Annotated in this window: 23 protein-coding genes; 3 read left to right on the forward strand and 20 right to left on the reverse strand. The window is 57.1% G+C overall.

Features of this window, described 5'->3' with window-relative positions; translation table 11 throughout:
* Positions 1–58 precede the first annotated feature (58 nt).
* Positions 59–1,912, forward strand: coding sequence for an ATP-dependent DNA ligase (locus HY010_19440; protein ID MBI3477913.1), 1,854 nt, complete (start codon positions 59–61; stop codon positions 1,910–1,912).
* Positions 1,913–2,085: 173 nt separating this feature from the next.
* Here HY010_19440 and lgt read toward each other — a convergent pair whose 3' ends face one another.
* Complete coding sequence (gene lgt, locus HY010_19445) at positions 2,086–2,895, reverse strand: prolipoprotein diacylglyceryl transferase (protein MBI3477914.1); 810 nt, start codon at positions 2,893–2,895, stop codon at positions 2,086–2,088.
* Positions 2,896–3,064: 169 nt separating this feature from the next.
* Between lgt and HY010_19450 the strand changes: the two genes are divergently transcribed.
* Positions 3,065–3,439, forward strand: coding sequence for a four helix bundle protein (locus tag HY010_19450; protein ID MBI3477915.1), 375 nt, complete (start codon positions 3,065–3,067; stop codon positions 3,437–3,439).
* 345 nt (positions 3,440–3,784) lie between these two features.
* Here HY010_19450 and HY010_19455 read toward each other — a convergent pair whose 3' ends face one another.
* From HY010_19455 to HY010_19465, 3 genes are all read right to left on the reverse strand, one after another.
* Entirely contained in the window at positions 3,785–4,120 is a 336-nt protein-coding gene (locus HY010_19455) for a cell division protein ZapA (protein MBI3477916.1), read from the reverse strand.
* 35 nt (positions 4,121–4,155) lie between these two features.
* Positions 4,156–4,455 carry a hypothetical protein gene (locus tag HY010_19460; GenBank protein ID MBI3477917.1) on the reverse strand — a complete coding sequence of 100 codons (300 nt, stop codon included), beginning with the start codon at positions 4,453–4,455 and terminating at the stop codon, positions 4,156–4,158.
* A gap of 212 nt (positions 4,456–4,667) precedes the next feature.
* Positions 4,668–5,867 carry an aminotransferase class I/II-fold pyridoxal phosphate-dependent enzyme gene (locus HY010_19465; protein ID MBI3477918.1) on the reverse strand — a complete coding sequence of 400 codons (1,200 nt, stop codon included), beginning with the start codon at positions 5,865–5,867 and terminating at the stop codon, positions 4,668–4,670.
* A gap of 210 nt (positions 5,868–6,077) precedes the next feature.
* Here HY010_19465 and HY010_19470 point away from each other — a divergent pair, with 210 nt between their 5' ends.
* Complete coding sequence (locus HY010_19470; GenBank protein MBI3477919.1) at positions 6,078–6,614, forward strand: TonB family protein; 537 nt, start codon at positions 6,078–6,080, stop codon at positions 6,612–6,614.
* Here the strand turns inward: HY010_19470 and pheT are convergent.
* From pheT to HY010_19550, 16 genes are all read right to left on the reverse strand, one after another.
* Positions 6,611–8,641, reverse strand: coding sequence for a phenylalanine--tRNA ligase subunit beta (pheT, locus tag HY010_19475; GenBank protein ID MBI3477920.1), 2,031 nt, complete (start codon positions 8,639–8,641; stop codon positions 6,611–6,613). The genes HY010_19470 and pheT overlap by 4 nt on opposite strands.
* A gap of 111 nt (positions 8,642–8,752) precedes the next feature.
* The gene (gene pheS, locus HY010_19480) at positions 8,753–9,868 is read right to left on the reverse strand and encodes a phenylalanine--tRNA ligase subunit alpha (protein ID MBI3477921.1); all 1,116 of its coding nucleotides are present in this window, start codon (positions 9,866–9,868) and stop codon (positions 8,753–8,755) included.
* Positions 9,869–10,029: 161 nt separating this feature from the next.
* The gene (gene rplT, locus HY010_19485) at positions 10,030–10,389 is read right to left on the reverse strand and encodes a 50S ribosomal protein L20 (GenBank protein MBI3477922.1); all 360 of its coding nucleotides are present in this window, start codon (positions 10,387–10,389) and stop codon (positions 10,030–10,032) included.
* A gap of 150 nt (positions 10,390–10,539) precedes the next feature.
* Entirely contained in the window at positions 10,540–10,737 is a 198-nt protein-coding gene (gene rpmI, locus HY010_19490; GenBank protein ID MBI3477923.1) for a 50S ribosomal protein L35, read from the reverse strand.
* Positions 10,738–10,865: 128 nt separating this feature from the next.
* Positions 10,866–11,438 carry a translation initiation factor IF-3 gene (locus HY010_19495; protein MBI3477924.1) on the reverse strand — a complete coding sequence of 191 codons (573 nt, stop codon included), beginning with the start codon at positions 11,436–11,438 and terminating at the stop codon, positions 10,866–10,868.
* A gap of 146 nt (positions 11,439–11,584) precedes the next feature.
* On the reverse strand, positions 11,585–13,282 hold the full coding sequence (locus HY010_19500) for an FG-GAP repeat protein (GenBank protein ID MBI3477925.1): 1,698 nt from the start codon (positions 13,280–13,282) through the stop codon (positions 11,585–11,587).
* 8 nt (positions 13,283–13,290) lie between these two features.
* A complete protein-coding gene (locus HY010_19505) occupies positions 13,291–14,088 on the reverse strand; it encodes a helix-turn-helix transcriptional regulator (protein MBI3477926.1) in 798 nt (265 codons plus the stop codon).
* A 258-nt stretch (positions 14,089–14,346) separates the two neighbouring features.
* On the reverse strand, positions 14,347–15,378 hold the full coding sequence (locus tag HY010_19510) for a hypothetical protein (GenBank protein ID MBI3477927.1): 1,032 nt from the start codon (positions 15,376–15,378) through the stop codon (positions 14,347–14,349).
* Positions 15,375–16,013: a helix-turn-helix transcriptional regulator gene (locus HY010_19515; protein MBI3477928.1), complete on the reverse strand. Its 639-nt coding sequence runs from the start codon at positions 16,011–16,013 to the stop codon at positions 15,375–15,377. Before HY010_19515 ends, HY010_19510 begins: the two co-directional genes overlap by 4 nt.
* Before the next feature lie 105 nt (positions 16,014–16,118).
* Positions 16,119–16,895: an SDR family oxidoreductase gene (locus HY010_19520; protein MBI3477929.1), complete on the reverse strand. Its 777-nt coding sequence runs from the start codon at positions 16,893–16,895 to the stop codon at positions 16,119–16,121.
* The gene (locus tag HY010_19525; protein MBI3477930.1) at positions 16,895–18,013 is read right to left on the reverse strand and encodes a glycosyltransferase family 4 protein; all 1,119 of its coding nucleotides are present in this window, start codon (positions 18,011–18,013) and stop codon (positions 16,895–16,897) included. Before HY010_19525 ends, HY010_19520 begins: the two co-directional genes overlap by 1 nt.
* A gap of 209 nt (positions 18,014–18,222) precedes the next feature.
* Positions 18,223–18,720 (reverse strand): hypothetical protein, encoded by a 498-nt coding sequence (locus HY010_19530; protein ID MBI3477931.1) that lies wholly within the window; start codon positions 18,718–18,720, stop codon positions 18,223–18,225.
* Between the two features lie 218 nt (positions 18,721–18,938).
* Entirely contained in the window at positions 18,939–20,345 is a 1,407-nt protein-coding gene (locus HY010_19535; protein MBI3477932.1) for a sigma-54-dependent Fis family transcriptional regulator, read from the reverse strand.
* Positions 20,339–21,559: a PAS domain S-box protein gene (locus HY010_19540; GenBank protein ID MBI3477933.1), complete on the reverse strand. Its 1,221-nt coding sequence runs from the start codon at positions 21,557–21,559 to the stop codon at positions 20,339–20,341. Before HY010_19540 ends, HY010_19535 begins: the two co-directional genes overlap by 7 nt.
* Before the next feature lie 188 nt (positions 21,560–21,747).
* Entirely contained in the window at positions 21,748–22,344 is a 597-nt protein-coding gene (locus HY010_19545; protein MBI3477934.1) for a hypothetical protein, read from the reverse strand.
* Positions 22,345–22,543: 199 nt separating this feature from the next.
* Positions 22,544–24,538 carry a transcriptional regulator gene (locus HY010_19550; GenBank protein MBI3477935.1) on the reverse strand — a complete coding sequence of 665 codons (1,995 nt, stop codon included), beginning with the start codon at positions 24,536–24,538 and terminating at the stop codon, positions 22,544–22,546.
* Between the last annotated feature and the right edge of the window lie 144 nt (positions 24,539–24,682).

Raw genomic sequence — 24,682 nt, forward strand, 5'->3', positions numbered from 1 at the left:
CAAGGATTCGTAGCTTGCGGCTCGTAGCTCGAAGCCGCGGTGCTCTAGAATACGCAGAATGTCCCTCGACGAATACAAACGCAAACGGCGCTTTGAGGAAACGCCCGAGCCTCCGCCAAAGATCGAGAAGCAGTCCAAGCACCGCTTCGTCGTCCAGCGTCATGATGCCACACGCTTGCATCACGACTTTCGGCTCGAAATCGACGGCGTCCTGAAATCCTGGGCTGTCCCCAAAGGCCCGTCGCTCGATCCCGCCCACAAGCGCCTGGCAATGCATGTCGAAGATCATCCCGTTTCCTATTTCGATTTTGAGGGAACCATCCCCGAGGGCAACTACGGTGGCGGCACGGTCATGGTGTGGGACGTCGGCACCTGGCAGCCGTTGTCTCCTGTGACCGTCAAAGGCGAGTACGTTCCGGCCACCGACAAAGAAGCAGAGACGATGCTCGCCAAGGGCGATCTGAAATTTCGTTTAAAAGGAAAGCGCCTGAACGGCGACTTCTCGCTGGTCCACATCCGGGGAAAACGGCCCGGCAGCAAGGGGAACGAGTGGCTGTTGATCAAGAAGAAGGATGCTTCCGTAGTGTCCGGATATGACATCGGCGAATTCGACACCTCGGTGTTGACTGGCCGGACCATGAAGGAAATCGCCGGGGATCAAGGTTCACGGGAGTGGACCACTAGTCGTCCGGCCACGCGTGGAAAACTCAAAGCCGCATGGCTGGCGGACGCGGTGGCTCGGGCTGACAAAAAGCGAAGAGCGTTAACCACGGGGAGCACGGAGAACACGGGGAAAGGCGCGCGGAAAGCAAGTATCGCCTCGTCGAAGATTAGCGCCAAGAAGTCCTCCGTGGCCCCCGTGCCCTCCGTGGTTAAGAACGTGCCTGGCGCCGTAGAGAAAGTCATGCCGACGAAGATCCGCCCCATGCTGGCCACGTCAGTCGAAGACGCGTTCGACAACCCAGACTGGCTGTTTGAGATCAAGTGGGACGGCTATCGTGCCGTGGCTTTCATTGAAGGCAGCGGCGTGCGACTGGTTTCCCGCAATCAGAATGATCTCACCGGACAGTTCCCCGAACTCCGCGACCTGCCTAAATCCGTGCACGCCGAGCGTGCCGTCATCGACGGAGAAATCGTCGCCCTCGACGACCAAGGACGTCCTTCCTTCAGCCTGATGCAACAACGAACCGGATTTCAGCCCGGCAAGCCGCGTCGACCGGGCCGCGAAGGGGTTCCGGTTGTGTACTACGCGTTCGATCTGCTCTACCTCGACGGTTACGACTTGCGCCGCGTCGGTCTGGAAAAACGCAAGGAACTACTACAGTCCGTTCTCACCGCAGGCGACATCGTCCGCTTCTCGGATCACTACCCCGAGAAGGGCCGTGACTTATTTGAGGTTGCCGGCAAGAGTGGCCTGGAAGGGATTCTCGCGAAGAAGCGCGCCAGCATCTATCACGAAGAACGTTCACGCGATTGGCTCAAGATCAAGATCACGAAGCGCCAGGAATGCGTCATCGGCGGCTACACCGATCCCGAAGGCAGCCGCGAACACTTCGGAGCGCTCGTTCTCGGACTCTACGATAAGCGCGACAGACTGATTCATGTGGGCCAGGCCGGCACCGGATTCGACCAAAATGCACTCAAAGAGATTTATGGACAGCTGCATCCGCTGGAGACGAAAACCAATCCCTTCTATGGCGAAATTGGCGGATTGAAGAAGGTCCACTTCGTTCGTCCAAAACTGGTTGCCGAGATCAAATTTTCCGAGTGGACCCACGAAACTGTCGAAGGTGGAATGAAACTGCGCGCCCCGGTGTTCATGGGATTGAGGTTCGACAAGGATCCCAAAGAGTGCAACCTGGAGGATGCGGTGCCTATGCGAGGGCAGGAGGTTGTGAGTTCCACCAAGTGACCCCGGATCGCCCGGAACCTGTGATTATTCTTGACACTGTCATCCTGAGCCGTTCGGAGGCGAAGCCGAGGACGAGCGAAGGATCTGCCTTCATTTGGTCCGCCAGGAAAGCAGGTCCTTCGCTTCGCTCAGGATGACAGTTCCGAGGTTGGGCTAAGCACACATGCGAGCGGCTACGAATTGCTTGGCTGCGGCACCACTGCTTTCGGTACTCCGCTCTTGAACCACCAGATCAGTCCCCCGCCAATCACCAGGCAAACTGAAATGAGCTGTGTCCCGGACATAAATCCGCCGAACACTTCCCCTCGGCCAGGATCTCCCCGCAGGAACTCAATGAAGTAGCGCTCGATCCCATACAGGATCATGAAGGCAGCGAACATTTGTCCATCGAACTTTTTGCGTTTCAACATCCACATCAGCAGCACAAAATTGAAAAACTCAGCCGCCGCTTCAATCAGTTGTGTCGGCTCGAGTCGTTCGTTCAACGGAGTTCCTGCCCAGCTATTCGCCAACGGGTTCGTAAAAATGACGCCCCAGAAATGTTCGGTGGGCTTGCCATAACAGCAGCCCGCGGCAAAGCAGCCAAAGCGTCCGAGCACATGTCCGAAGGCAAGGCCGGGGGCAAAACCGTCCATCGTGCGAAGTGCCGGCATGCGATGGCGGCGCATATACCACGCGCCCATCAGGAGCGCCGCGATCAGTCCGCCAGAAAACACTCCTCCGGATTGCAACGTGTTGAGACTGAAAATCTGCCGCCAGTTCCCCGAGTAATTGTCCCACTCGTTCACGATGAGCAAGACTTTGGCGCCGAGAATGCCGGCCAGGACAACCAGGATGCCGAGGTTCCAGGCGTCGTCGCCGTTAAGGCCCTGCTTCTCGGAATTGCGGACGCTGATCCAAAGCCCAATCAGGACGCCGCAAGCGACCAGCAGGCCATAAGTCGGCAAGCTGAAGTTGCCAATGTGGAAGAGTCTAGGTAGCACGTTAGCTTGGATGCTCCATTTTCGGGATTGAGAGAAGTTTAGCAGGAAGCGAGGGGTCAGGTCTTAGGTGGCAGGTATCAGGTGTCAGGAAAACCGACCCAACGTGTGGTGACTGGTATCACTGCAGCGATCGTGCTGCCACTTCACGATGATGCCAGAGGGAAGTCTGATGCCAGAGAACTATCGGGACCTGATCGCATGGCAGAAAGCGAAGGCTCTGGCTTTGGAGATTTATTGCTGTACCAGGAAATTTCCTAAGGATGAGATGTACGGACTGACTTCTCAAATGAGGCGCGCGGCAGTTTCAATCCCGAGCAATATTGCTGAAGGCAAGGGACGCCACTCACCCAAAGAACTAGTGCAGTTTCTCTTTCATGCCCGTGGCTCACTCCTTGAATTGGACACGCAGTTGTCAATCGCGCATGAACTGGACTATGTAGATGAGCCGACCTTTATTCATCTAGACGGGATGATAGATGAAGTAGGCCGCATTTTGAACGGCCTGATCAACCGCTTTCAGGGGCAAATCAAAAGGTTTTCCTAACCCCTGACACCTAAGACCTAACACCTGAACTGAAAAAGCCGACCCGCACCGCCGTCCTGATGGGCCGAGAATGAACCCGCTGGTAAGCGTTGGGAACCCGCCGAGACCCTTTAGGCTTTTCCGCATGGCGGAACGTAGCACACCGGATCCTAGTTCGAGTCGAGTCCCCGTTCATTCTGCATTGGTTCAAAAATCGGTGACCACCAGCACCAACCTAGCAGGCCGGCTTTTCGTCTTTGATGCTAGGAAAGACCGCGACGATGCGCAAGTGGAAAAGCAGAAATAGTTGGCAGGAAGTTTGCAACGTGTTCGCATTCGTCCATGAACCAGAGGTTACGAACGCGTTCATCCAATGCGGCGGGTATCTTGCAAAATTTCGTCAAGCGCGCTTTCGAGCTTGCTGGTGCGCTGCTTCACTTCCGGAGCCGGAGTGTCCAGTTGCCGCTTCAGCAAATGATATTCGTCAGCAATATTTAGGGCAGCCAGCACCGCCAGACGCACCGAATCCACGGTGGCCGTCTGTTCCGAGACGGCGCGCATCTTCGTGTCCACGTATTCCGCGAGTTTCAAAATGTAATCTGCGTCAGACCCGCGCAGGTTGTACACCTGGTCGAAGATTTCGACCCGCACACTGCCGTTCGATGCATTGCTGGTCGGTGGTTGCTTGGTGGCCGTTGCCATGTCACTCCTGATTCGGGGATCGTCCCCCGCCTGCTTCAGCTCGCCGCCGCTTGTTCCTGCGCCAGGTCTTCCATCTGGGTCAGCATCTTTTCCACGCGTCCCCGGATTTCTTCCCGCTCCTTGCGGAGCTTCACCAACTCGCGGCGCATGGATTCGTTTTCTTCCTCGCGCTCTTCGAGTTGCTCGCGAATTCGCTTTACGTCGCGTTCTGCGGCACTCCTGGCTTCCTTGGCAGCCTTGTACAACTCAATGGTGCGATAAACTTTCTCTTCCAGCGCCTGAAAATCTTCAGCAGGAACCTGCGCAGATACCTCTTCCACAACCTTCAGGGTCATGAGCCGCTCACTTTCCAACAACGGTATTCAGCTTTGAGGCGCAGTATAACCCAGTTTGCTGTGGAAGACTTTGCGACTTTTGCACTGGTTGTGCTGGACGTCGACGACTCGCCAACACAACTATCGGAGCCGCGGGCTTCGAGTCACGAGCTTCCAGCGAGCAGCCAAACCTGGTAGCTCGCAGCCCGAAGCTCACAGCTATTCTTGGCGATCTATCTCGAACGCAGCTTCTCCAACCGTTGCGCCGCCGCGTCCAGTGTCTCAGGCTTCTTGCAGAATGCGAAACGTACCTGTTGGGAGCCGTCCTTCGGATGCTTGTAGAAACTCGACCCCGGCACGCATGCGACCCCAATCTCTTTGACCAGGTAGGTCGCGAATTCGACGTCGTTGGGAAAGTTGAATCCGCTGATATCGGTCATCACATAGTAGGCGCCCTGCGGCCGGTAACAGCGGAATCCCGCCTTTTCAAGTGCCGGGATCAGGTGATCTCGGCGCGATCGATACTTCTCCGCCAGTTCCGTGTAGTACGTTTGCGGCAAACCCAACGCCACCGCTCCGGCTTCCTGCAGAGGCGCCGGCGCGCCCACGGTCAGAAAATCGTGTACCTTGCGAATCGCATTCGTGATGTTCGGCGGCGCTACCGCCCAACCGACGCGCCATCCCGTGACCGCGTAGCTCTTCGACAGCCCGTTAATCGTGATCGTTCGGTCGCGCATTCCATCGAGAGAAGCGATCGAAATGTGTTGGGCGCCATCGTAGAGGATGTGTTCGTAAATCTCGTCCGTGATCGCCAGCACGTTGAACTCGACGCACAAATCGCGGATCAGTTCCATTTCCTTCCGGCTGAATACCTTGCCAGTCGGGTTGTTGGGCGTGTTCAGGACGATCGCCTTGGTGTGATGCTGAAACGCCTCCCGCAATTCCTGTTCGTCGAACGTCCATTCCCTGCCCCCATCCTTGGGCGGCCGGAGGCTGACAAAGCGCGGCTTGGCTCCGCTGATGATCGAATCCGGCCCGTAGTTTTCATAAAACGGCTCGAAGACAATGACCTCGTCGCCCTTATTGCAGATCGCCAGCATGGTTGCCACGATCGTTTCGGTCGACCCGCAACAGACAGTGACCTCGCGCTCGGGGTCGACTTCCAGTCCGTGCCGCTCCAGCATCTGCCGGGCAATCGCGTTCCTCAGATTCTTTGCTCCCCATGTAATTGCGTACTGATTGACATCCGCGGCGATCGCGTCCTGCGCGGCCTTCTTCACTTCGGCAGGCGCAGAGAAATCCGGGAACCCCTGCGACAAGTTGATCGCGCCGTACTGGTTTGCCTGGCGCGTCATTTCGCGAATCACGGACTCAGTAAAATGCTCGACCTTTTCCGAGAGAAAGTGCTTGGGATGCGGCGAAACGTGGGTCATGGGAAGTAAGGCTAGCACAGGGACTGCTCAAGTATCCTCACTTGCAGCCGATACCGACACCGACAAGGACTGTCATCCTGAGCGAAGCGAAGGACCTGCTGTCTTCTCCTCCGCCATGAACGGTTATCCTTCGCGTCGCTGTGGAAAGCTATTCTCACTCATAGTGGCGTGCGTTGCACAAGGAAGGCGACTCGGCATAGACTTTTGCGCATGAAGCCGCGCCTGGTCGTGCTGTTTTTCTTGGCGGCTGCCGTCGTACATCTTGCGGCCCAGCCCTCCGAAACTCTGGATAGGACCGCTGGTGTAGCAGAACTAACGAACCTGGCCGCTCCGATCTATCCACCCCTGGCGCGACAAGCCCGCATCACCGGAGATGTGGACGTAACGGTGGTTGTCCGGTCGGACGGAACGGTGGAGTCGGCGCGTCTTCTGAACGGTCACCCGATGCTGGCGGTGGCTGCGCTTGATAGCGCGAAACGGTCCAAGTTTGAGTGCCGAGGGTGCACCGAGGCGGTTACGTCGTATGCGCTGAAATACAAGTTCCAAATAATATCTCGCGGAAGTCCCCGTGATTGCGATAGTTTCAAAGACCAGTCACCAGCGCCTGAATTAGATCCATCGCGACATGAAGTTGTCGTTTCAGGGTTTGCGCAAGAGATTTGCGACCCCGCAGGCACACTATTTAGGGTACGTTCCGGAAAATGCTGGTATTTGTGGCGATGCGGTATTCGCTATGGCGATCCCTAGGCTCTTTGCACCCCGCCCAGCGATTCCAGTGCCTTCGTCACCTGCGCGGCCCACTTCGCAACTTCATCCTCGCGCAGGGTCCGCTCGCCAGACTGGAACTTCGCGCGCAACAGGATGGAGTACTTCCCGGCCCCGACTTTATCTCCACGGAATATTTCCGCCGGAATGAAACTCTGCAACTCGGCAAGGCCCAATCCCGCGATGCTCTGGTGAACCGTCTCGAAGGTCACGCTGTCGTCGAAGACGAACGAAAAATCCCGCTCGACTCCCGGAAAACGCGGCAGGGCTTCGTAACGCACCTGTCGCAGGTCGTGCTGGTAAAGCCGGTCAAGAAAGATTTCTCCAACAAAAACGTCTTGACGGAGTTTGCGCGCCACCGCGACATCCGGATGGAGCTGGCCAAATTCCGCGACTGGCGTGCCATCCATCACCACACGTGCTGAACGGCCAGGATGGTAATAGTCAGCTGTAGTCGTGTCGTAGACCGTGGTCGAGGAGGCGAAGGGCGCGAGTAGATCTTCGATATCACCTTTCAGGTCAAAAAATGTAAGCGGGCGCGCCGCCTGGTGTACGCCACTCTCCAGCGTGCTTCCCGTGGCTCCGATGCAAAGGCGCTTCAACTCGGCAGCCTTCTCGCCTGAGGCTTCGAACGCGTTACCCGCCTCGAACAGCCTGACGTTCTCCGCGCCGCGATTCAGGTTGTAGGCCAGCATGTTGAGCATGCCGGGAAGCATCGAAGTACGCATGACCGAGGCTTCGTCGCTGATCGGGTTGGCCAGCTCCACCGCCACCGCGGGGGAGAACTTGGCGGCATCACCTTTGGAAATGAACGTCAGAGAGATTGTTTCGTTGTATCCCAGCGCCAGCAAGGAAGTGCGCAACCGGGCGTCCTTCGCGGCATCCGGGCGATCGACTACGCCGCCCGTGTAAGCCGGCAGCGTATTGGCAAACTTGTCGTAGCCGTGCAGGCGCGCAACTTCTTCGATCAGATCGATTTCACGCTCCACGTCAAGACGCCAACTCGGGATGTTCACCAGATACGCGTCTTCATGACCGGCGATCAGGACGAATCCGAGACGGGTCAGGATGCGGCTGATTTCGTTGTCGCCAATGTCCTCACCGAGAATTCGCTTCACTTCGCGGCGATCCAGTTCAACCGGCGCCAGATCCAGTTTGCGGGCGATGACGTCGATGATCCCGCCAACCAACTCGCCACCACCCGAGTTGAGGATCAACTCCGCCACGCGGTTGGTCGAAGGAACAGTCGACTCGAAATCCGCTCCGCGTTCGAAACGGTGTGATGCATCGGTGTGAATCCCGTGCCGCTTCGACATGCGGCGCACCGTAACCGGATCCCACCACGCGGACTCAATCAGGATGTTCCGCGTCTTCTCGGTGATCATGGTGTCGTATCCGCCCATGACGCCCGCAAGCGCAACCGGCTTCACTGCATCGGCGACGACCAGGTCTTCAACCGTGAGCTTACGATCAATGCCGTCGAGCGTCTTCAGCACCTCCCCGGCACGAGCTTTGCGGATCACTAGCTTGCGTCCCTCGAGCAGGTCGAGATCGAACACGTGCGTCGGCTTACCACTTTCCCAAAGAACGTAATTCGTGGCGTCGACCGCGTTACTGATGGGACGTTGATCGATCAGCGCAAGACGATCCGCGATCTTTGCCGACGAAGGCTTGACCGTCGCACCACGAATTTCCTGCGCCGTGAAGCGCGGACAAAGTTCTGCTTCCTGGATCTCAATGACGACGTCGGACTTCCCTTTGCTAGCAGGCAGTTTCGGATCGATCGGGCGAAGCGGCAAATCGTACAGCGCCGAAATCTCCCGCGCCACTCCGTAGTGGTTCATCGCGTCGGGACGGTTGGTCGTGATCTCCATCTCGAAGACGGTACTGTCACCTTCGCCGGAAACGCCTTCCACCGCAATTCCCGCGAGAGTGAGTTCGTCTGCAAGTCGACGGTAGTCGATCTTGAAGTCGACGAAGTCGCGGAGCCAATGAGGACTAATTTTCATGATCGAAAAAGATACTGGATCGGCTACTAGCCTCTGGCTCCTAGCTTCTAGCAAGCCGACCGCTTCGGCTTCAGTTCGCTAGTAGCCAGTAGCTAGCAGCTAGTAGCTGATCTATCCAAACTGCTCTAGAAACCTCACGTCACCATTAAAGAACAACTGAATATCGTCAACGCCGTACTTCAAAATCGCAATTCGTTCCACGCCCATGCCAAACGCGAAGCCAGAAATTTTTCCCGGATCGTAATCGACAAACCCGTAGACATTGGGATCCACCATGCCGCAGCCGAGTAGCTCAATCCATCCACTGGCTTTGCAATTGCGGCACGGACCGCCATCACGAACACCTTTGCCGCCGCAGAAAATACAGCTAATCTGCACGTCGGCACTGGGCTCCGTGAACGGGAAGAACGAGGGATAGAATCGCGTCTTCACGCTCGAACCGAACAACGCTTTCATCGCATGATCGAGCGTGCCCTTGAGATCGCAGAACGTAATGTTGGTGTCAACGGCCAGTCCTTCGACCTGATGAAAAATTGGCGAATGTGTCGCGTCGGGCGCATCGTTGCGGTGCACTTTGCCGGGACAAACGACTCGTACCGGCGGCTTCATCTTCTGCATGCTACGGATCTGCACCGGCGAGGTATGCGTCCGCAGCAACAAGCGGTCGCGCTGCGGCTTCGATTCTTGTCCAGCAATAAAGAGCGTGTCCTGCGTGTCACGCGCGGGGTGATTCGGCGGAAAATTCAGCGCTTCGAAATTGTAGTAGTCGGTTTCAATCTCCGGACCTTCTTCGACGGAGTATCCGAGGTTGCGGAAGACGCCGACAATTTCGTTCATCGTCTTGATGACCGGATGCTCCGCACCGAGCGTGCGGCGAATGCCGGGCAGGGTGACATCGACCCGGTCGGCAGCGAGTTTCGCGGAAGAAGCGCCGCCCTGAATACGACTGAGTACCGCTTCAACTGTCGATTCGACCCTGGCTTTAATTTCGTTGACGCGCTGGCCGACATCACGCTTGGCATCTTTCGGCGCAGCTTTCAGCCACAGATCATTCAGTTGGGTGAGCACGCCGTTCTTGCGTGCCATCCAACCATCACGAAAAGTTTTCCAATCGCTTTCAGACCCAACGGCAGCCGACTCCTGTCCCAAAGCAGACAGCAACTCGCGCACTGCAACATCGAGCGCAGTGGCCGAGAAATCAGTCAGTTTGGGGACGGTATAGGGCATGGCTCGTTCGAATGCTTCCCTCTAACTGAAGTTGTCATCCTGAGCGAAGCGAAGGACCCGCTTCCTTCTCGGTAGCCAAGACAGCAGGTCCTTCGCTTCGCTCAGGATGACAGTTTCAAAATAGGGACTAGAGTCTGACGACCAACGACCAGCGACGAGGTCTACGCTGCGTGCGCCTTCTTCGCCTGGTCCGCCAGATGCGCAAAGCCTGCCGCATCATTCACGGCCAACTCCGCAAGGATCTTGCGATCCAGTTCCACGCCGGCTTTCTTGAGTCCGCTGATGAACTGGTTGTAGTTCAGTCCATTCAAACGGGCGGCAGCGCCGATGCGGACGATCCAGATAGAGCGGTACTGCCGCTTTTTCTGTTTGCGTCCGGAGTAGGCAAACTTGAGGGCACGATCAACCGCTTCTTTTGCAGAGCGGTAGAGTTTTGATTTTGTTAGGAAATATCCACTAGCGCGATCAAGAATCTTTTTGCGCTTGGCGCGGCGTTTGGTTCCGCGTTTTACACGAGGCATGAGTGTTCTCCTTTTTTTTACTACGTTAAGGCGGCTGGAGGTAAGGCGACTTCTACCCTAAGGGATTTCTGAAGTCTGACCTCTTCACGCGCCAGGCTGGCTTTTGAATTGCACATGCGCCAGCCACGAACTACCAGTCACGATCGACGATTAAGCGTACGGGATCATCCGCTTTACTTTGAGAAGATCGCCATCGCTTACCAGTACAGCTTTACCAAGGTGACGCTTACGCTTCTTGGATTTCGAACTGAGAATGTGGCGCAAATACGCCTGATGGCGTTTTACCTTTCCAGTCCCAGTCTTCTTGAAGCGCTTGGCAGCGCCCTTGTGTGTTTTTAGTTTCGGCATTGAAATCAGTTCCCAGTTCTCGATTGCCAGTTCTCAGTGCTACCACTTCTGAGAAGACAACCGTTTTTTTTCGCTATCGCACACAATCAGTTTTTGATGGCTGAGTGCTGACGGCTGAAATGCTGTCGTTACGCTGTCTGCGCGCCGCCTTGCGGTGGCGGAGGCGCAATCTTCGGAGGCGCCGGCTTACTTTCTTTTGCTCCTCCGGCGTCCTTCTTCGGCGCCAGGATCAGGTGCAGCGTGTTGCCTTCCTGACGGGGCCGGAATTCCACCAGTCCCTTGTGTTCGACGTCTTTGATCAACCGTTCCAGAATCTGGCGGCCCAGGCTTTGCCGGGTCATTTCGCGTCCGCGGAAGAAGATGGTCGCTTTGACCTTGTCGCCTTCATCCAGGAATCGCAACACATGATTTTTTTTCGTATCGTAGTCGTGATCATCGACGTTGATACGGAACTTCACTTCCTTGACCGTAATCGTCTTTTGTTTCTTCTTGGCTTCGCGTTCGCGTTTTTCGTTCTGATAGAGGAACTTCCCGTAATCCATGATGCGGCAAACCGGAGGTTGCGCAGTGGGGGAAATCTCTACCAGATCCAGGTTCTTCTCGCGAGCCATCTTGAGCGCTTCGAAGGGAGGCATAATGCCAATTTGTTCACCTTCGTCACCAATCACACGCACTTCGCGTGCGCGGATGCGCTCATTCATGCGGATAAAGCGTTTGTCGATACCGTCCTCCGTCGTCCGTTCTGAGCGGAAAGATGCTTAAAAAGTATAACATGCAACGGCGGGGCGGTTTGAGGGAGCATATTCCTCGCCCCAGTCCCCAGCTATTTCTTCTCTTTCGCGGATTTTCAATGCGAGCCGCGTTTAATACCGCTCGCGATCAGAAACACGCGGCCCGAGTGGTAGCCATGTACTCCACTCCATCCCGAAGTAATCAGGAAGGCGCTCATGCCATCACCCTTCACGTCGCCCATGGTGACGGAATCGAAGCCGAAAGTGTCGCCCGGAGTCCGGCAGGTGTAAGTGCGAATCAGATGTCCATCGAGACCCGAGTATAGATAAGCACGCCCCGCGCCGATCGCGGCGCCCGAATACTGCCACGCCCCGACGACGACATCCGCATGACCGTCTCCATCCACATCGCCCGCAACGGATGGGCTTGTGCCGAATCCCTCTCCCGCTGTCTCGCCTGTCAAAGCGAACAGGAGGTGACCATCTTTTCCCGAATGGATATACACGCGGCCAGTCGACGGCCCCTTCGCACTGTTCGCCCAGTCGGACGCGTACACGTCCGGCACACCGTCGCCATCCACATCGCCGAGGATGGACAAGAACATGTGTCCCAAACCGGCCCCCGTCTCATCCGCGTCGATCGTGAATTTGGGAACGGCGGTCAGACCGTCGTACACATAGACGCGCCCCGTCTGCTTCGGCCCGGCAGCCGGCGCTCCTGTCATCAGGAGAATATGTTTCTTGTCGGAATAACCCGCTACGGCGCTGCCAAAATTGTCGTTTGCCCTCTCGCCGCTCAGCGTCAGGAGAATGCTTCCATCCTTGCCCGAGTAAACATATGCCCGGCCAGCCTTATCCCCGGCCGCGCTGTTGTTCGGCGCACCGACGATGATGTCAGCGTATCCATCTCGATTGACGTCCCCGACGCCTTCCACATGCCGTCCGAAATCGTCATTCACGTTTTCCGCTTTGAGCGTTCGGAGCACGCGACCATCGCGTCCCGAATAAATGTTGGCATAACCGCCCCCGGGTCCGCTGGCAACCACATCGGGAATTCCATCTCCATTCGTATCTCCCGCCGCTTCCAGACCGGTTCCAAGCTGGTCGTTTGCGTGGCCGTTTGCTTTCCACAAAAGTTTGCCGGACTTGGTTGAGTACACATAGATACGGCCCGCGCTTGCTCCGCCTGCGCTGTTGGTCGGCGCCGAAGTTACGAAGTCAGGAACGCCGTCACCGTCCACATCGCCTATATTGCGCGCAATCCAACCAAACTGGTCTTGGGCGGCCTCGCCATCCCACTCGTGGAGGATCGTCACTGGCTCCACAAACGGGTCATCGAAATCCTTGTGAGCAGGCAACAGGGCGGCATAACGTGGATCGGTCTTCAGCGCGGCCAATTCCGGAGTGGCGTCCATCTGCGTCATATCCAACTTGCGACTTGCTTTCGCTTTGGACAACCAGTAGAACGCCTGTTCCTTGTCGCCTTTCGATGCGTAAAGTGCAGCGAGTTGAAACATGGGCGTGGGAACCGCAGGCTCAACTTCCATCGCCTTGGTGAGGGCTTCTATGGCACGATCAACATTCTTGAGCCGCTGGTCAGCCAAACCAAGATTTCGCCATGCCCGCCCGTTGCCTGGCTCTTTCTTCGTGACCTCCTCCAAAATCTTCGCGGCCCCGGCAAAGTCGCTTGACTGGATCCGGCCCATGGCAGCGTGCAAAGTCGCTTCGGGCGCAACTGCTTTTTGTTTGGGAGCACAAGAGGCACTGAAAACCAGCAGTGCTAGGGCGAGGCATTGTTTGTTCTTGAATGGCATCGAGATCATCACCTCCCTAGGCTTATCCCAGCGGGAGTCGAAGGCGCTATCAGAAAATTGCGAATCCAGGATTTGCTCGGGCGAGCAGTTCGCACCATGGAAGGCGTCATGCCGAACTCGTGACGGAAGGAATTCGTAAAATGGCTGTGGCTTGCGAAACCTGTGTCGAGGGCTATATCGATCAGTGGCTGCGTGGATTCAAGAACCGCCGCCAACGCCACGCGAAGCCGGAGCCGCAAACGATACTGATGCAGTTTCGTTCCTGTCACCTGCCGGAACAGCCGGCAAACATGATACGGAGACAGGCCTAGTCGGCAGGCGATGCTGGTCAGTGTTACAGGCTCATCCGTATGTTGGCTGAGAATCGTTTCGATATCGTGAACCGTCGCCCGCTGCCGCGCGCTGACCTGCGGTGAAACGAGACTTGCAAGCGGTGCGTAGGTGGAGAGCATTACTTGATCGAGCAGTTCAATCACGGTTTCCTCTACCGCGAGCGGCTCTACGCCTTCTCCCCGCACAACTCTCGTAAACAGATTTCGTTGGAGAAGATACGTGGAAGACTCCGCGCACCCACGCGGAAGCAGAAACGGTCGCTCAGGGCGGTCATCGACTCGACGGTCAAACGTCCGCACTGCGTCTCGCACCACCTTCGCATCAACGCCGAACCAGTCGCAGAGGTCGCCCTCGGGACTGATGGCATTGCGTCCATACTGCTGCCCGGAATTGTAAAAAGTTACGACATTCGGGTTGGCCACGAACGCTGGTTCGTGCTCATGTTGAATTTCCACCGCAGTCCGCGGAAACACGAAACAGAAGTTTCTCGCAGGTCCAGTATCACGGAACGATGGATGCTCCGGATGGCATCGAAAGGCCCCGATCCGGACCAGGCCCGTCTCAAAGACAACTCGATTGAATTGAGGTTGCAACGCAGCCATCGGCCGTCTTTCCGCCACCCGGATTGGGTATCAAAAGCCGCTCGACCTGAATCGCCAGCCTCTGTCAATGCCATAGACGGATGAACTGCGACAACAGGAGCACCGGAGCGTTCGTCGGGACCCAAATTCTTATGCTGCGGAGCGCCGCCGGATTTGTATCGCGAGCAGAATCATGCTCCCGAACGCGATCCCATTCAGGACGATCTTTGCAATCAGATCGATGCGTGGCCATAAACTGCTCCCTAGGAATCCTGCAATCATACAAACCAGCAGCGCACCGAATGAAAGGGCCCACTCATGCATCTCCCCCCAGCCGTCGGCCGATACCCAGCGCCGGAGCAAAAAGAAGGTGAATGCGGCCCAGGCGATGGTGCCGGTGACGGGTATCCATAGAGCCAGGGGCTGCGGAACAAAAATCAACGCCATCAGGATGTACCAGGGGAATGCAAGAAGCATGGTGACCGGCAACACGAGTGCGGGACTGACCGCTTTATGCGAAGCCCCTCCTGCGGGGCGTGGCCCACGCAACGCGTAGCTAGCCAGCGCCATGGCGACGATTGCGAGCAGTCCAATCAGGATCGTCACCATCGGCGGACGGTAATCAGGCATGTGGAATACTTGAATGCGCGCGATCTTGACCCACAGAAACCATGCTATGACGGCTCCGAGAAGAAAGATAACGCTGGCAATGACGATGCCGCGTGTGCGCAGCCACGGCTCATGGCGGCGCTTCGGGAAGATGAGTTCGACAATCTGTACCGGAACCAGCGTAATGAAAACGCTCTCGAATCCAAGCATGAATAGGAAGTAGATCCAGTTCACACCCCAGACGCGTCCATACATCGGAGTTGTGCCCAAGAATGGCAAGGGCGCGAGGGACGTTTGCTGAACGATGAACTCTTCCGCTACCGACAGCGCGAAACCCAGCGGCAGCATAGTGGTCCAATCGCCGTGCCAGCGGCGCACCGCCTCGCGAATGAGCAGCGTGCCGCATCCCCACATCATCACTTCTGGAAGGTAGGCAAACATGTAGCTCAGTCGCGTCGCCCCACTCAGGACTTCGCCTACCAAAGGCGACAGCAGGATCAGGACCACGATGGGAGCGATTCGATTCTTCGGCAGTTCTTCAGTCGAATGCGTAGTGAGGGTCTGGGTGTTCATGGCTGTTCTCCTTTTGCCTGCGTGGACGCTCCTCTTCTTGCGGCTTCGAGGTCGTCAAAAATCTTCTTCAGGTCCCATGTCAATCGCCCGGAACTTAGCTCATCCAGCAGACTACGAACCCATTGCTGTTCGGCTTTGCGCATCGAGAGCAGGTAGTCGCCTTCGAGCAGGTGGAAACGTGGCAGAAAGGTAGCCACCTGTTTCAAAACAGCCTCGCTGGTGGCGATTTCCTGGTCGAGTTGCTGCGCGCGCTTTTCCAGCTGTGCGACCGCATCGCTCGGCGTCAAGTGAATCAGGAAATTGATCGAAGCCATAAACGTCGAAGGCTCCCGCAAAGGAACCGCAACCATTTCTCGAAGCCAGTGAACGAGTTCCTGCTCGCCTTCGGGCGTGATGCGATAGGTCGTGCGTTCGGGCCGCCGCCCATCCCGGCTGATTCCGGCAGCGGTGATCAGGCGGGACTTCAACAAGCGCTTGATCGCGTGGTAAAGGGATCCCTTCTTCAGAACCAGAACTTCGTCCCAGTGCCGTTCCAGGAGTAAACGCTGCATCTCGTAGGGGTGCATCGGACATTCGCGCAGAAAACAGAGCACCGCCAAATCCCAAAGGCCGCGATGTGAGTCGATTTCTTTCATATAGTTCACATGAACTATATCATGAGAACTATATTAAGGAACAAGAATCTTGCACGAGCGTACGAATTCTATGTTCTCTATTTTTTTTAATGAGTTGGAGTGAGCCTAGCGTCCGCCGGTGACGTCCAGAATGGCGCCGGTTGTATAGGAAGCTTCGTCCGATAACAGCCACAGAATGGCGTTGGCCACTTCTTCTGGCTGTCCACCGCGCTTCATCGCCACCATTTTTTTGAGGCGGTCCACGCGTCCGGGTTCTCCGCTGCTGGCATGCAGATCGGTGTAGATGAGCCCAGGGCGGACGGCGTTGACGCGAATCCCTTCTTGGGCCACTTCTTTCGCCAGCCCGATCGTGAGCGTATCAACGGCTCCTTTGCTGGCCGCGTAATCGATGTATTCGCCAGCGGACCCCAGTCTTGCTGCAGCGGACGAAACGTTGACGATGGCCCCGCCCGATCCTCCATGTTGGGTCGACATGCGGCGGACGGCTTCTCGCGAGCACAAGAATGTTCCGATCACATTGGTCGCGAAGATGCGCTGGAGGCGCGCTGCGTCCATCATGTCCAGACGCATCTGCGGCGCGATGGTGGCGGCGTTGTTTACGAGCGCCGAGAGACGGCCTAGCTCGCGGTCAACGGTGTTGAAGAGTCGGATCACGTCTGGTTCTGCACTGATGTCGGCTTGGACGGCGATGGCCCGCCCGTGCTCCTTCTGAATCGCATGCACCACCTCGTCGGCAGTCGATCGTCCCTGCAAATAGTTGACGCAAACAGCGTAACCACGGCGCGCCGCAAGAAGGCACGTGGACGCACCTATCCCTCGACCGCCTCCGGTGACAATCAGAACTTTGGAATGGTTTGCCGTTGGGTCAGGTGCCGCGTCCATTACGCCACAGCGACTTTCGGCGTGCGCAGTTGCCGGTAGAGTCGGAGATAATCGTCCACCATGCGGCGGGCGGTGAAGTGCTCGCGGGCGCGATTGTAGGCTCGGGTGCCGTAAAGCCGCGCCATTTCCGGATCGTGATGTAACTGTGCCAGGGTCTCGGTCAGGCTGTCGGCGTCGTTGCGTTCGAAATACAACGCCGCGTCGCCCCACATTTCGCGATAGACCGGTGTGTCATTCGCGACGATAGCGCAGCGGGAAAAAGCCGCTTCAATTGCGGCCAGGCCCACGGGTTCGTAGCGCGAAGTGGCGGCAAAAATTGTGGCTTTGCTGTAGAGGGTCCGCAACTGCGATTCGGTCTGCGCACCTTTGACCGAAATGTCGTGCTTGCTGGTGGAGACGCGCACATCGGCACGGATCGGCACAGGCGGTGGAGGGACCGTATGGTCCGCGCCCACGATGCAAACCGGCATTCCATGGGAATGGTGAGTGAGGAGCGCAACTTGTTTCCCGGTATCCCAGAGGCGGCCGATCGCCAGGACCGATTCTTCCTTGGTGACAAACGGATTGAAATAGATCGGATTGCGCCCGGGCGCGACAACGTACGACTCGAATTCGTCGCCATAGGCCAGGCGCAGCATTTCTTCCATCCATCGCGAAGTGGTGACAACGGCTTCGGCACGCGCCAGCCCTTGCACAATGGTTTCGCGATACCAGTCAAGCCAACTCGAAGCGGCGGGCTCGCGTCCGTGGACGCTGAGCCACCAGGTGAGGATGTCGCCGTGCGCAATCACCAGACGCGGGGTATCCACTGGCAGGGATCCAAAACTTAGCTGGTTAAGGTGGAGTAAGGTCGGACGCGTGTCTTGAATGATGGAGCAGAGATAGTCTTGTGCGGCGTGGAAATCCTGCTCGCCTTCCTGCATCCAGTCGAGGCGAAATGCGGTGGGATGGTATTCCAGTCCGTGCAGGCCTTGCATCCAACTCGTCTGGTGAGGCAGGGGAATTTCGCCGAAGCTGACCAGCACAACCTGGGCGCCTTGCGTCACCAAGCCCGACACTAATTCGCGAGTGTAGGTCCACACTCCACTGAACGTGTCAGTTGTGACAAGAACGCGCACAGAACCTCCCAAGGAGGTGCGAGGCTGGAAGGTCCTCGCAGTGGGGATAGTTTATTGGCGAGGAGGCCCGGGAGCCAAGCTTTTCTTGCACGAGTTTGTGGTTTTTTGGCCGAAAGCCCCACACAGAAGGCCATTTGGGTCCAAAAGAGTGCCAGGGGCGAGTTATTCCTGCGTGAGACTCCCTTGATCCACCAATAAGCTGTTGGAAATCAGGCTTCGGTCAGAGAGGACTCCAGTTGATCCCGCAGTTTCTTGACCAGTTCGTGAGCGGACTCGATATTCTTGAAGGCAGTCGAGGAGATGCCAGGAGCTCCCATGGCAAGTTCACAACAGAGTAAGAGCGCCGTCACGGTCCCATTGGTTTCTGACTGGAGTGTGTTGACTGCAGCCCGCCGCGCAGACTCTTCCTCACGCTGACGGCGATCTACAGTAGCTCGAACTTCGCGCACCAATCTGGCAACGCCGCTGATCGCAAAATTGAATTGCAGTGGGATCGCCGTTCCCAGGTGGCGCATCACCACTTCCGTGTTATGCGGTTCGGTCTCCAACAAATACTGATCCAGCACAACGGCCAGGTATGACTCGGCACGAAGTAGAGTTGCTGCCTCAACCAGGCTCTTGGCGAGGACGATCTTCTCCTTGGTAGCCTGCTGGAGCGTTGCAAAGGATTCGTCTACTGCAAGATTCGGTGTGACAACGAGGATCATGCCTCTGCTGACAAGCAAGTCGCGGACCAATCATGGACTGTTGAGAATGCGAGGTTTATCGGACCATGTCTGGAGATCTTTCCCAGTTCGGCACGTTTCTGTGGGCTCCGGCTCAGATTGGGGAAAGGCGCGGCGTATCGCGTTGCGGGGCAGCACGTTACGATTCTTGCGATCTACCACGGCGCACAGCAGTGTGCAGACGCGTTCTAGCACGCGGTTCACGCCTGCGCGTACTCCTTGAGCTTTCGATACAGAGTGGTTTTGCCAATCCCGAGCAGTCTGGCGGCCACTATCTTGTCTCCATTCACCTGCGCGAGTGCGTTCAGTATTGTCAACTTCTCCAATTCGGCCATGGGCAGGATTCCTCCATTTCCGGGTGAGGGAACGGCGAGCATTTCGGCGGGGGCGCTGCAGACGCGAGTGGGTAAGTCCCGCAACTGGATCTCGTCGGCACTCGAGAGCGCACAGGCCCGCTCCAGGCAGTTTTCCAGTTCACGGACATTGCCGGGCCAGTCATAGCTCAAGAGGATTTTGAGCGCTTCGTCGGAAATTGTTTTTACGGTGCCCGTGTCGCGACCCACGCGATCGAGCACATGCGCCACCAGCAGCGGGATATCCTGCCGTCGTTCGCGCAACGGTGGAATGCGTAAGGTCAGTACGTTCAGTCGGAAGAAAAGGTCGCGCCGGAAAGTACCCTGCGTGACCGAGATTTCAAGATCGTGATTGGTGGCGGCGAGAATCCGTACGTTGATGGGAATGCGCCGCACGCTGCCGACAGGGCGGATCTCTTTCTCCTGAATTGCCCGCAGCAGTTTTGCTTGCAGATCGACCGTAAGCTCGCCAATCTCGTCGAGGAAGATCGTGCCACCTTCGGCGACCGCCAGCAGTCCGTCTTTGGGATGGGTCGCACCGGTAAAGGCTCCTCGCACGTGGCCAAAAAGTTCGCTTTCAATCAGGGTTGGCACCAGAGATCCGCAGTCAACGGGAATAAATGGCTTGGTTCGATTGGGCCCCGTGAAGTGCAACGACTTGGCAACGAGTTCCTTGCCCGTTCCACTTTCTCCTAAAATCAGCACCGGATGCGTGCTCTGACTGGCCTTGGCAATAATGCGGTACAGCTTTTCCATCTCCGGTGCGCGGCCAATGATGTTGCCAAATCCCTGGCGCGACTTGATGCTTTCGCGCAGCAGGCGATTTTCCGTCTTTAACTTCAGGTGTCCGGCAACACGCTCGAGAAGCAGTCGCAGTTCTTCGAGGCTGAACGGTTTGGTGACGTAGTCATACGCGCCATCTTTCATGGCCTGCACAGCGGACTGGATCGTTCCATGGCCCGTGACCACGATCACCAGCGCTCCAGGACTGTTCTTCCGGATGCTGTGCAGCGCCTCCAGTCCGCTCGATCCAGGCAGTTTCAAGTCGAGCAACACGACGTCGGCTCCACGGGACTCGAGCGCGCGATAAGCCTGCTCGGCAGACTCGGCAGTTTGTGGATCAAAGCCCAACGTCAACGCTACGTCGCGACACGCCTCGCGGACTGCCCGGTCGTCATCCACGATCAGCAGTTGAAGGAAATTTGCGCCCTCGATTTGCGGAGGACGGCTGAGTGCAGGGTTGATGGCTACCATGGCGAGTCTCCCTTGGGGTCAAGAACTTCGCGAATGCGCTTCGGGGGCACACAGCCGGCGATCTGTAAGGAGGTGTCCGGGATGACATCCAATGCCCGGAATGAAACCTGGATGCACGTGCCGTTTCCGAGTTCACTCTCTACATCGATCGTGCCACCTGATTCCGAGACGATGCGCTGCACTGTCGCCAGCCCCAGGCCGGTTCCCTGCCCCGGCGGCTTTGTGGTAAACAAGGGCTCAAAGAGTCGGGCGCGGGTCTGCTCATCCATGCCACATCCGGTGTCTTCCACGAGAAGTGTGACCATGGCTGGGCCGACGTTGACGCCGGGGTTGACCCGAGTCCGAATGGTGATCCGTCCACCGCGTGGCATCGCGTCGCGCGCGTTCAAAACCAGGTTCAACAACACCTGACGCAACTGCCCGGGATCCGCGAGTACCGTCGGCAATTTCGGCGCGAGCACGGTTACAATTTCAATTTGTTCACCGATCAGCCGTCCAAGCAGGTCCTGTGTCGAGGTGACGAGGGCATTGATCGAAATCGGACGGGGCTGGATCACTTGTTTGCGAGCGATCGCCAATAGTTGATGGGTGATTGCAGCACCCTGCTCACCTGCCATGCGAATCTCTTCCACATGTTGCAGGAGAGGAGTGTCGGCCCCGATTCCATCCGACAGCAGATCGCAATAGAGCAGGACTCCGGTCAGAAGATTGTTGAAGTCGTGCGCGATACCCGCGGCCAGCCGGCCCATGACTTCCATCTTTTCCGCTTCCTGCGATTTTTCGGCGGCGCGCCGCTGCTCGCTGGAGTCCTCCAGCAAGGCGACTAGAAATGCAGGATCGCCCGCACCGTCGTGCACGACCGACATCGTCAATCGAGCCCAGAAGTGAGTGCCATCCTTTCGGCGATAGCAACTTTCCTGTTTCAGCGAATCATGCTTACCGGCATGTAATTCCGCGAGAGAGACTTCAGTCTCGTTAGAATCATCGAGTCGGAGTTCGCGAATTGGTAAGCCAGCCAACTCCTCGCGGTTGTAGCCCAGCATTGTCGCAAGAGCGGTATTGCCTTCCATCAGCCGGCCATCGAGCGTACAGGTTGCGATTCCGATCGCAGCCCCTTCGACTAGAGACGTCAATCGCAACTTCGGGTCGTGCGACAACGCATTACTTTGCTTGGCTCCGTTCGATCCGACCGTTGCCTTACCCGCAGCGCTCATCAATGACCCCGATGCCTTTGAGTCTTATTTTGGGAATTCTACGGACTTAGTGGCTCACACTAAGTGCGGGCTATCACGTCAATTTGTGATGATTCCGAGAAGGGGCGCAAGCATCCGCTTGGACGTACTTACTGAAGGGTAATCCTGATGGACCGGAGTAAGTGCGAATCGATCTCCGGGATGGCGGTCTATTGCAATTCCAAGGCTTGCGCGAGCCTGAATGTGAGGCGGCGCTCTGCCGCAAACGATACCTCTTGGCTTTCGGATACGAAGGCGTTCCCGCCCGACGCAATGGAACTGGTCCGATCACGCGCTCCGCCCTTGACGAACAGGCTTGAGGTCTCAATCGGCATCGCCTTTCCATCTACGCTGAGACTGGCTAGTGCGATGCGGAGATACCCTGGATCATGCCTGCTTCCGGAGGCCTTGGCAGCGAGGATGCGCCCGGTCACGGCGGCACCTCGTTCCAACGTGTTCCGTCCAGCGATCGTAATGGGATCCTCTAAGGTGCCCTCGAAGTGGTCGCCGGCATGAACCTGAGCGCTGGAGATAGTCCTGAGCAAGCGGATGGTGATGGCGGTTCCTTCCGGCAAACTGCCGGCGGACTGCGGCAAACCAGTAGTCAATCGCGCAGCGGGCTGTGATTCCAGTTCAAAAGGGACCTTTTGAACGTCATCGGCGCTCTGCCGCCCGTCATCCGGAACGCCGGTTGCCTTGCCGCAGGCCAAAGCGAGACCAATCATGACAACGACCCCTGCGAGTTGGCACGCCTGAAGCGGTTTCATAAAACTCTGTTGCCTACACTTCTGAACGCAAGAGGGTCACCATCAGAGTTATTGAAAACAAGATACTTGAAGATGATGACCCACGTTGAATCGTGTATTTTTTGCCAATCTTCGCAAACTTCTCCGCTCCGGGTGACAACTGAACTCCAACAGAATAAGGGGGAGCGTCTCCGCTCCCCCCTCTTTGCTGAGTGCTGATCTAGTTCGTGCTACCGGCATCCGCGGCCGCGCTGATGTTGCCATCCTCAGGTTGGAGAACGACACCATCAAACGGAGTTGCAGCCACAAAGCGCCCGCCGACTACACTGACTCGGCGCAACGGGAACCCGGTGTCCGGCCCGCGTTTCCAGGAGTGACCGTTGTCATTGCTGACAAAAATCACGCCCGTTGAATCGCTGGTCGCCAGAAGCCGCTTGTGAGCGGCGTCGAAGCTTACCGAGGTGATGTCCTTGCCGGGCAATCCATCAACAACGTGCTCCCAGCTGGCGCCACCATCCGTGCTGCGGTAGATCCCTTCGCGAGCGGCGATCACTACGGCATTGTCGGCGGCAATTGCGCTACCGCGAATGCCAACCATGAACGAAGGCAGCCCAGCCTGTTTCCAGGTCGCGCCGGAATCATTCGAAACCAGAGCCGTGGATCGCGTCGAAGCCACCATGAAAGATCCTTGCGCCCGGATCGAGACGAAGTCTTTTTGTCCCATCACTGGTCCGCCCTTCCAGGTTTTGCCCTGATCGACGCTGGTGTAAATGCCTTCCGAGGTCGCCGCCAGCCAGCGCTGCGAACCCAGTTCCAGATCATTCACACGTGCCTCGAGAACGCCCGACTTCTTCACGATGGTTGTCGTGGCAGCCTTTTTCGACCCCTTCTTGGCGGTCTTAACAGTCTGCTCGGTCACAACGACGTTCATGGGATGCCACTCGCTGCCATTGCGGTCGAGAGAGAACATACCCCGGTTGGTTCCGGTCACGAGCGCGCCGTTCGAAGCCTGCTTCAGGGAAAACACATCGCGTCCGCCGAGGCCCGCGCTGCGCTGCAGCCAGGTGTGTCCGGCATCGCGCGTGTAGAAGACGCCACCGTACTCGCGGTCATTGACCACGCCTACGTAGAACGTGTCCGCTTCTTTCGCATCGGCCAGAAGAGCCGAAACGTAGCGATGAGCGTATCCATGGTTCGAAGAAGACCAGCTCTGCGTGCCGTCGGTGCTGGCCATAACGCCGCTGCGGTCGGTGGCGAGGAGAACGTGATTGGAATCGCGGGGATCAATCGAAACGTCGTTGACGACGACTTCAGGATTGCTCACGCGCTTCCATGTCTTGCCCAGGTCGGTTGTCTTCCACAGACCTTCGGTGGTGCCGGCGTACACAATGTTTTCGTTCGTTGGATCCTGTTTCAGAACGCGCGTGCGGCGCGCCGAAAACGGGATGCCCTGAATCTTCGCAAATAGACCACCCGCGCTCTCGCTCTTGTAGATTCCAGAGCAAGCGCTGGCGAACACGATTGAAGGATTGGAGTGATCGACGATGACCGAGAACACATCGGAATCGTCAATCATGCCTTTCTTGATCTGCTGCCAGTTGGCGCCGCCATCGGCGGTCTTCCAAGCCAGATGCCACGTACCGGCATAGACCGTGTTGGGGTCCTTGGGATCGATCGCAATCGACTCAATGTTTTTGATATCGGCATGGTTCGCGGGAGACATCCGGTCCCAGCTGTCGCCGCCATCTTTGCTGCGGAACACGCCGTCCAGTGCGCCGACAACCATGATCTTGGAATCGCCGTGGAACATTGCCATCGCGCGAATCGACTTGCCGTGCATCGCGGGCAGAGTTTCCCATTTCTTGCCGCCGTCACGAGTGCGGAAGACGTCGCCAATCTGCTGGCTGGAAACACTCCAGGCGGAAACAAATATGTGCTTGGAATTTTGCGGATCGACGGTGATGTGATCGAGAACGTAGTCATCGCCGCCGAGACGGGCTAACCGCGCCCAGTTCTTACCGGCATCCTCGGAAACGAACAGTTGTCCGGTACTGGTGCCGAGCAGAAGGTGGTCCGGATTGTGAGAATCATAAGCCAGGCTACGAGCGTCGCCGCCGTCCGGTCCCATTGCCTGCCAGGATCCAGCGAACAGCGCGGTAGCTACCAGGCTGAAAGCCAAAACAACCAAACTTTTGCGGTAAAGGCCCCAGTTCATAAACGTATGTTTACCCCTGCGAACAGTATTCGCCCGTCCCAGAGACTGACAGGCTACCACGCACACTACAAGGTTACCGAAGAACAGAGACGAAAAAGGGCCGGTGGTTTGTACCCACCGGCCCCGTATGCCCTTCATATTGCT

This window comes from Acidobacteriota bacterium (assembly GCA_016196065.1).
In the GTDB taxonomy this organism is placed as follows: domain Bacteria; phylum Acidobacteriota; class Terriglobia; order Terriglobales; family Acidobacteriaceae; genus Acidiflorens.

Excerpts from the sequence above, each read along its gene's own strand:
- HY010_19440 (MBI3477913.1), top strand. The coding sequence starts at position 59 with ATGTCCCTCGACGAATACAAACGCAAACGGCGCTTTGAGGAAACGCCC.
- HY010_19450 (MBI3477915.1), top strand. The coding sequence starts at position 3,065 with ATGCCAGAGAACTATCGGGACCTGATCGCATGGCAGAAAGCGAAGGCT.
- HY010_19455 (MBI3477916.1), bottom strand. The coding sequence starts at position 4,120 with ATGGCAACGGCCACCAAGCAACCACCGACCAGCAATGCATCGAACGGC.
- HY010_19460 (MBI3477917.1), bottom strand. The coding sequence starts at position 4,455 with ATGACCCTGAAGGTTGTGGAAGAGGTATCTGCGCAGGTTCCTGCTGAA.
- HY010_19465 (MBI3477918.1), bottom strand. The coding sequence starts at position 5,867 with ATGACCCACGTTTCGCCGCATCCCAAGCACTTTCTCTCGGAAAAGGTC.
- HY010_19470 (MBI3477919.1), top strand. The coding sequence starts at position 6,078 with ATGAAGCCGCGCCTGGTCGTGCTGTTTTTCTTGGCGGCTGCCGTCGTA.
- pheT (MBI3477920.1), bottom strand. The coding sequence starts at position 8,641 with ATGAAAATTAGTCCTCATTGGCTCCGCGACTTCGTCGACTTCAAGATC.
- pheS (MBI3477921.1), bottom strand. The coding sequence starts at position 9,868 with ATGCCCTATACCGTCCCCAAACTGACTGATTTCTCGGCCACTGCGCTC.
- rplT (MBI3477922.1), bottom strand. The coding sequence starts at position 10,389 with ATGCCTCGTGTAAAACGCGGAACCAAACGCCGCGCCAAGCGCAAAAAG.
- rpmI (MBI3477923.1), bottom strand. The coding sequence starts at position 10,737 with ATGCCGAAACTAAAAACACACAAGGGCGCTGCCAAGCGCTTCAAGAAG.
- HY010_19495 (MBI3477924.1), bottom strand. The coding sequence starts at position 11,438 with ATGAATGAGCGCATCCGCGCACGCGAAGTGCGTGTGATTGGTGACGAA.
- HY010_19500 (MBI3477925.1), bottom strand. The coding sequence starts at position 13,282 with ATGCCATTCAAGAACAAACAATGCCTCGCCCTAGCACTGCTGGTTTTC.
- HY010_19510 (MBI3477927.1), bottom strand. The coding sequence starts at position 15,378 with ATGAACACCCAGACCCTCACTACGCATTCGACTGAAGAACTGCCGAAG.
- HY010_19515 (MBI3477928.1), bottom strand. The coding sequence starts at position 16,013 with ATGAAAGAAATCGACTCACATCGCGGCCTTTGGGATTTGGCGGTGCTC.
- HY010_19520 (MBI3477929.1), bottom strand. The coding sequence starts at position 16,895 with ATGGACGCGGCACCTGACCCAACGGCAAACCATTCCAAAGTTCTGATT.
- HY010_19530 (MBI3477931.1), bottom strand. The coding sequence starts at position 18,720 with ATGATCCTCGTTGTCACACCGAATCTTGCAGTAGACGAATCCTTTGCA.
- HY010_19535 (MBI3477932.1), bottom strand. The coding sequence starts at position 20,345 with ATGGTAGCCATCAACCCTGCACTCAGCCGTCCTCCGCAAATCGAGGGC.
- HY010_19540 (MBI3477933.1), bottom strand. The coding sequence starts at position 21,559 with ATGAGCGCTGCGGGTAAGGCAACGGTCGGATCGAACGGAGCCAAGCAA.
- HY010_19545 (MBI3477934.1), bottom strand. The coding sequence starts at position 22,344 with ATGAAACCGCTTCAGGCGTGCCAACTCGCAGGGGTCGTTGTCATGATT.
- HY010_19550 (MBI3477935.1), bottom strand. The coding sequence starts at position 24,538 with ATGAACTGGGGCCTTTACCGCAAAAGTTTGGTTGTTTTGGCTTTCAGC.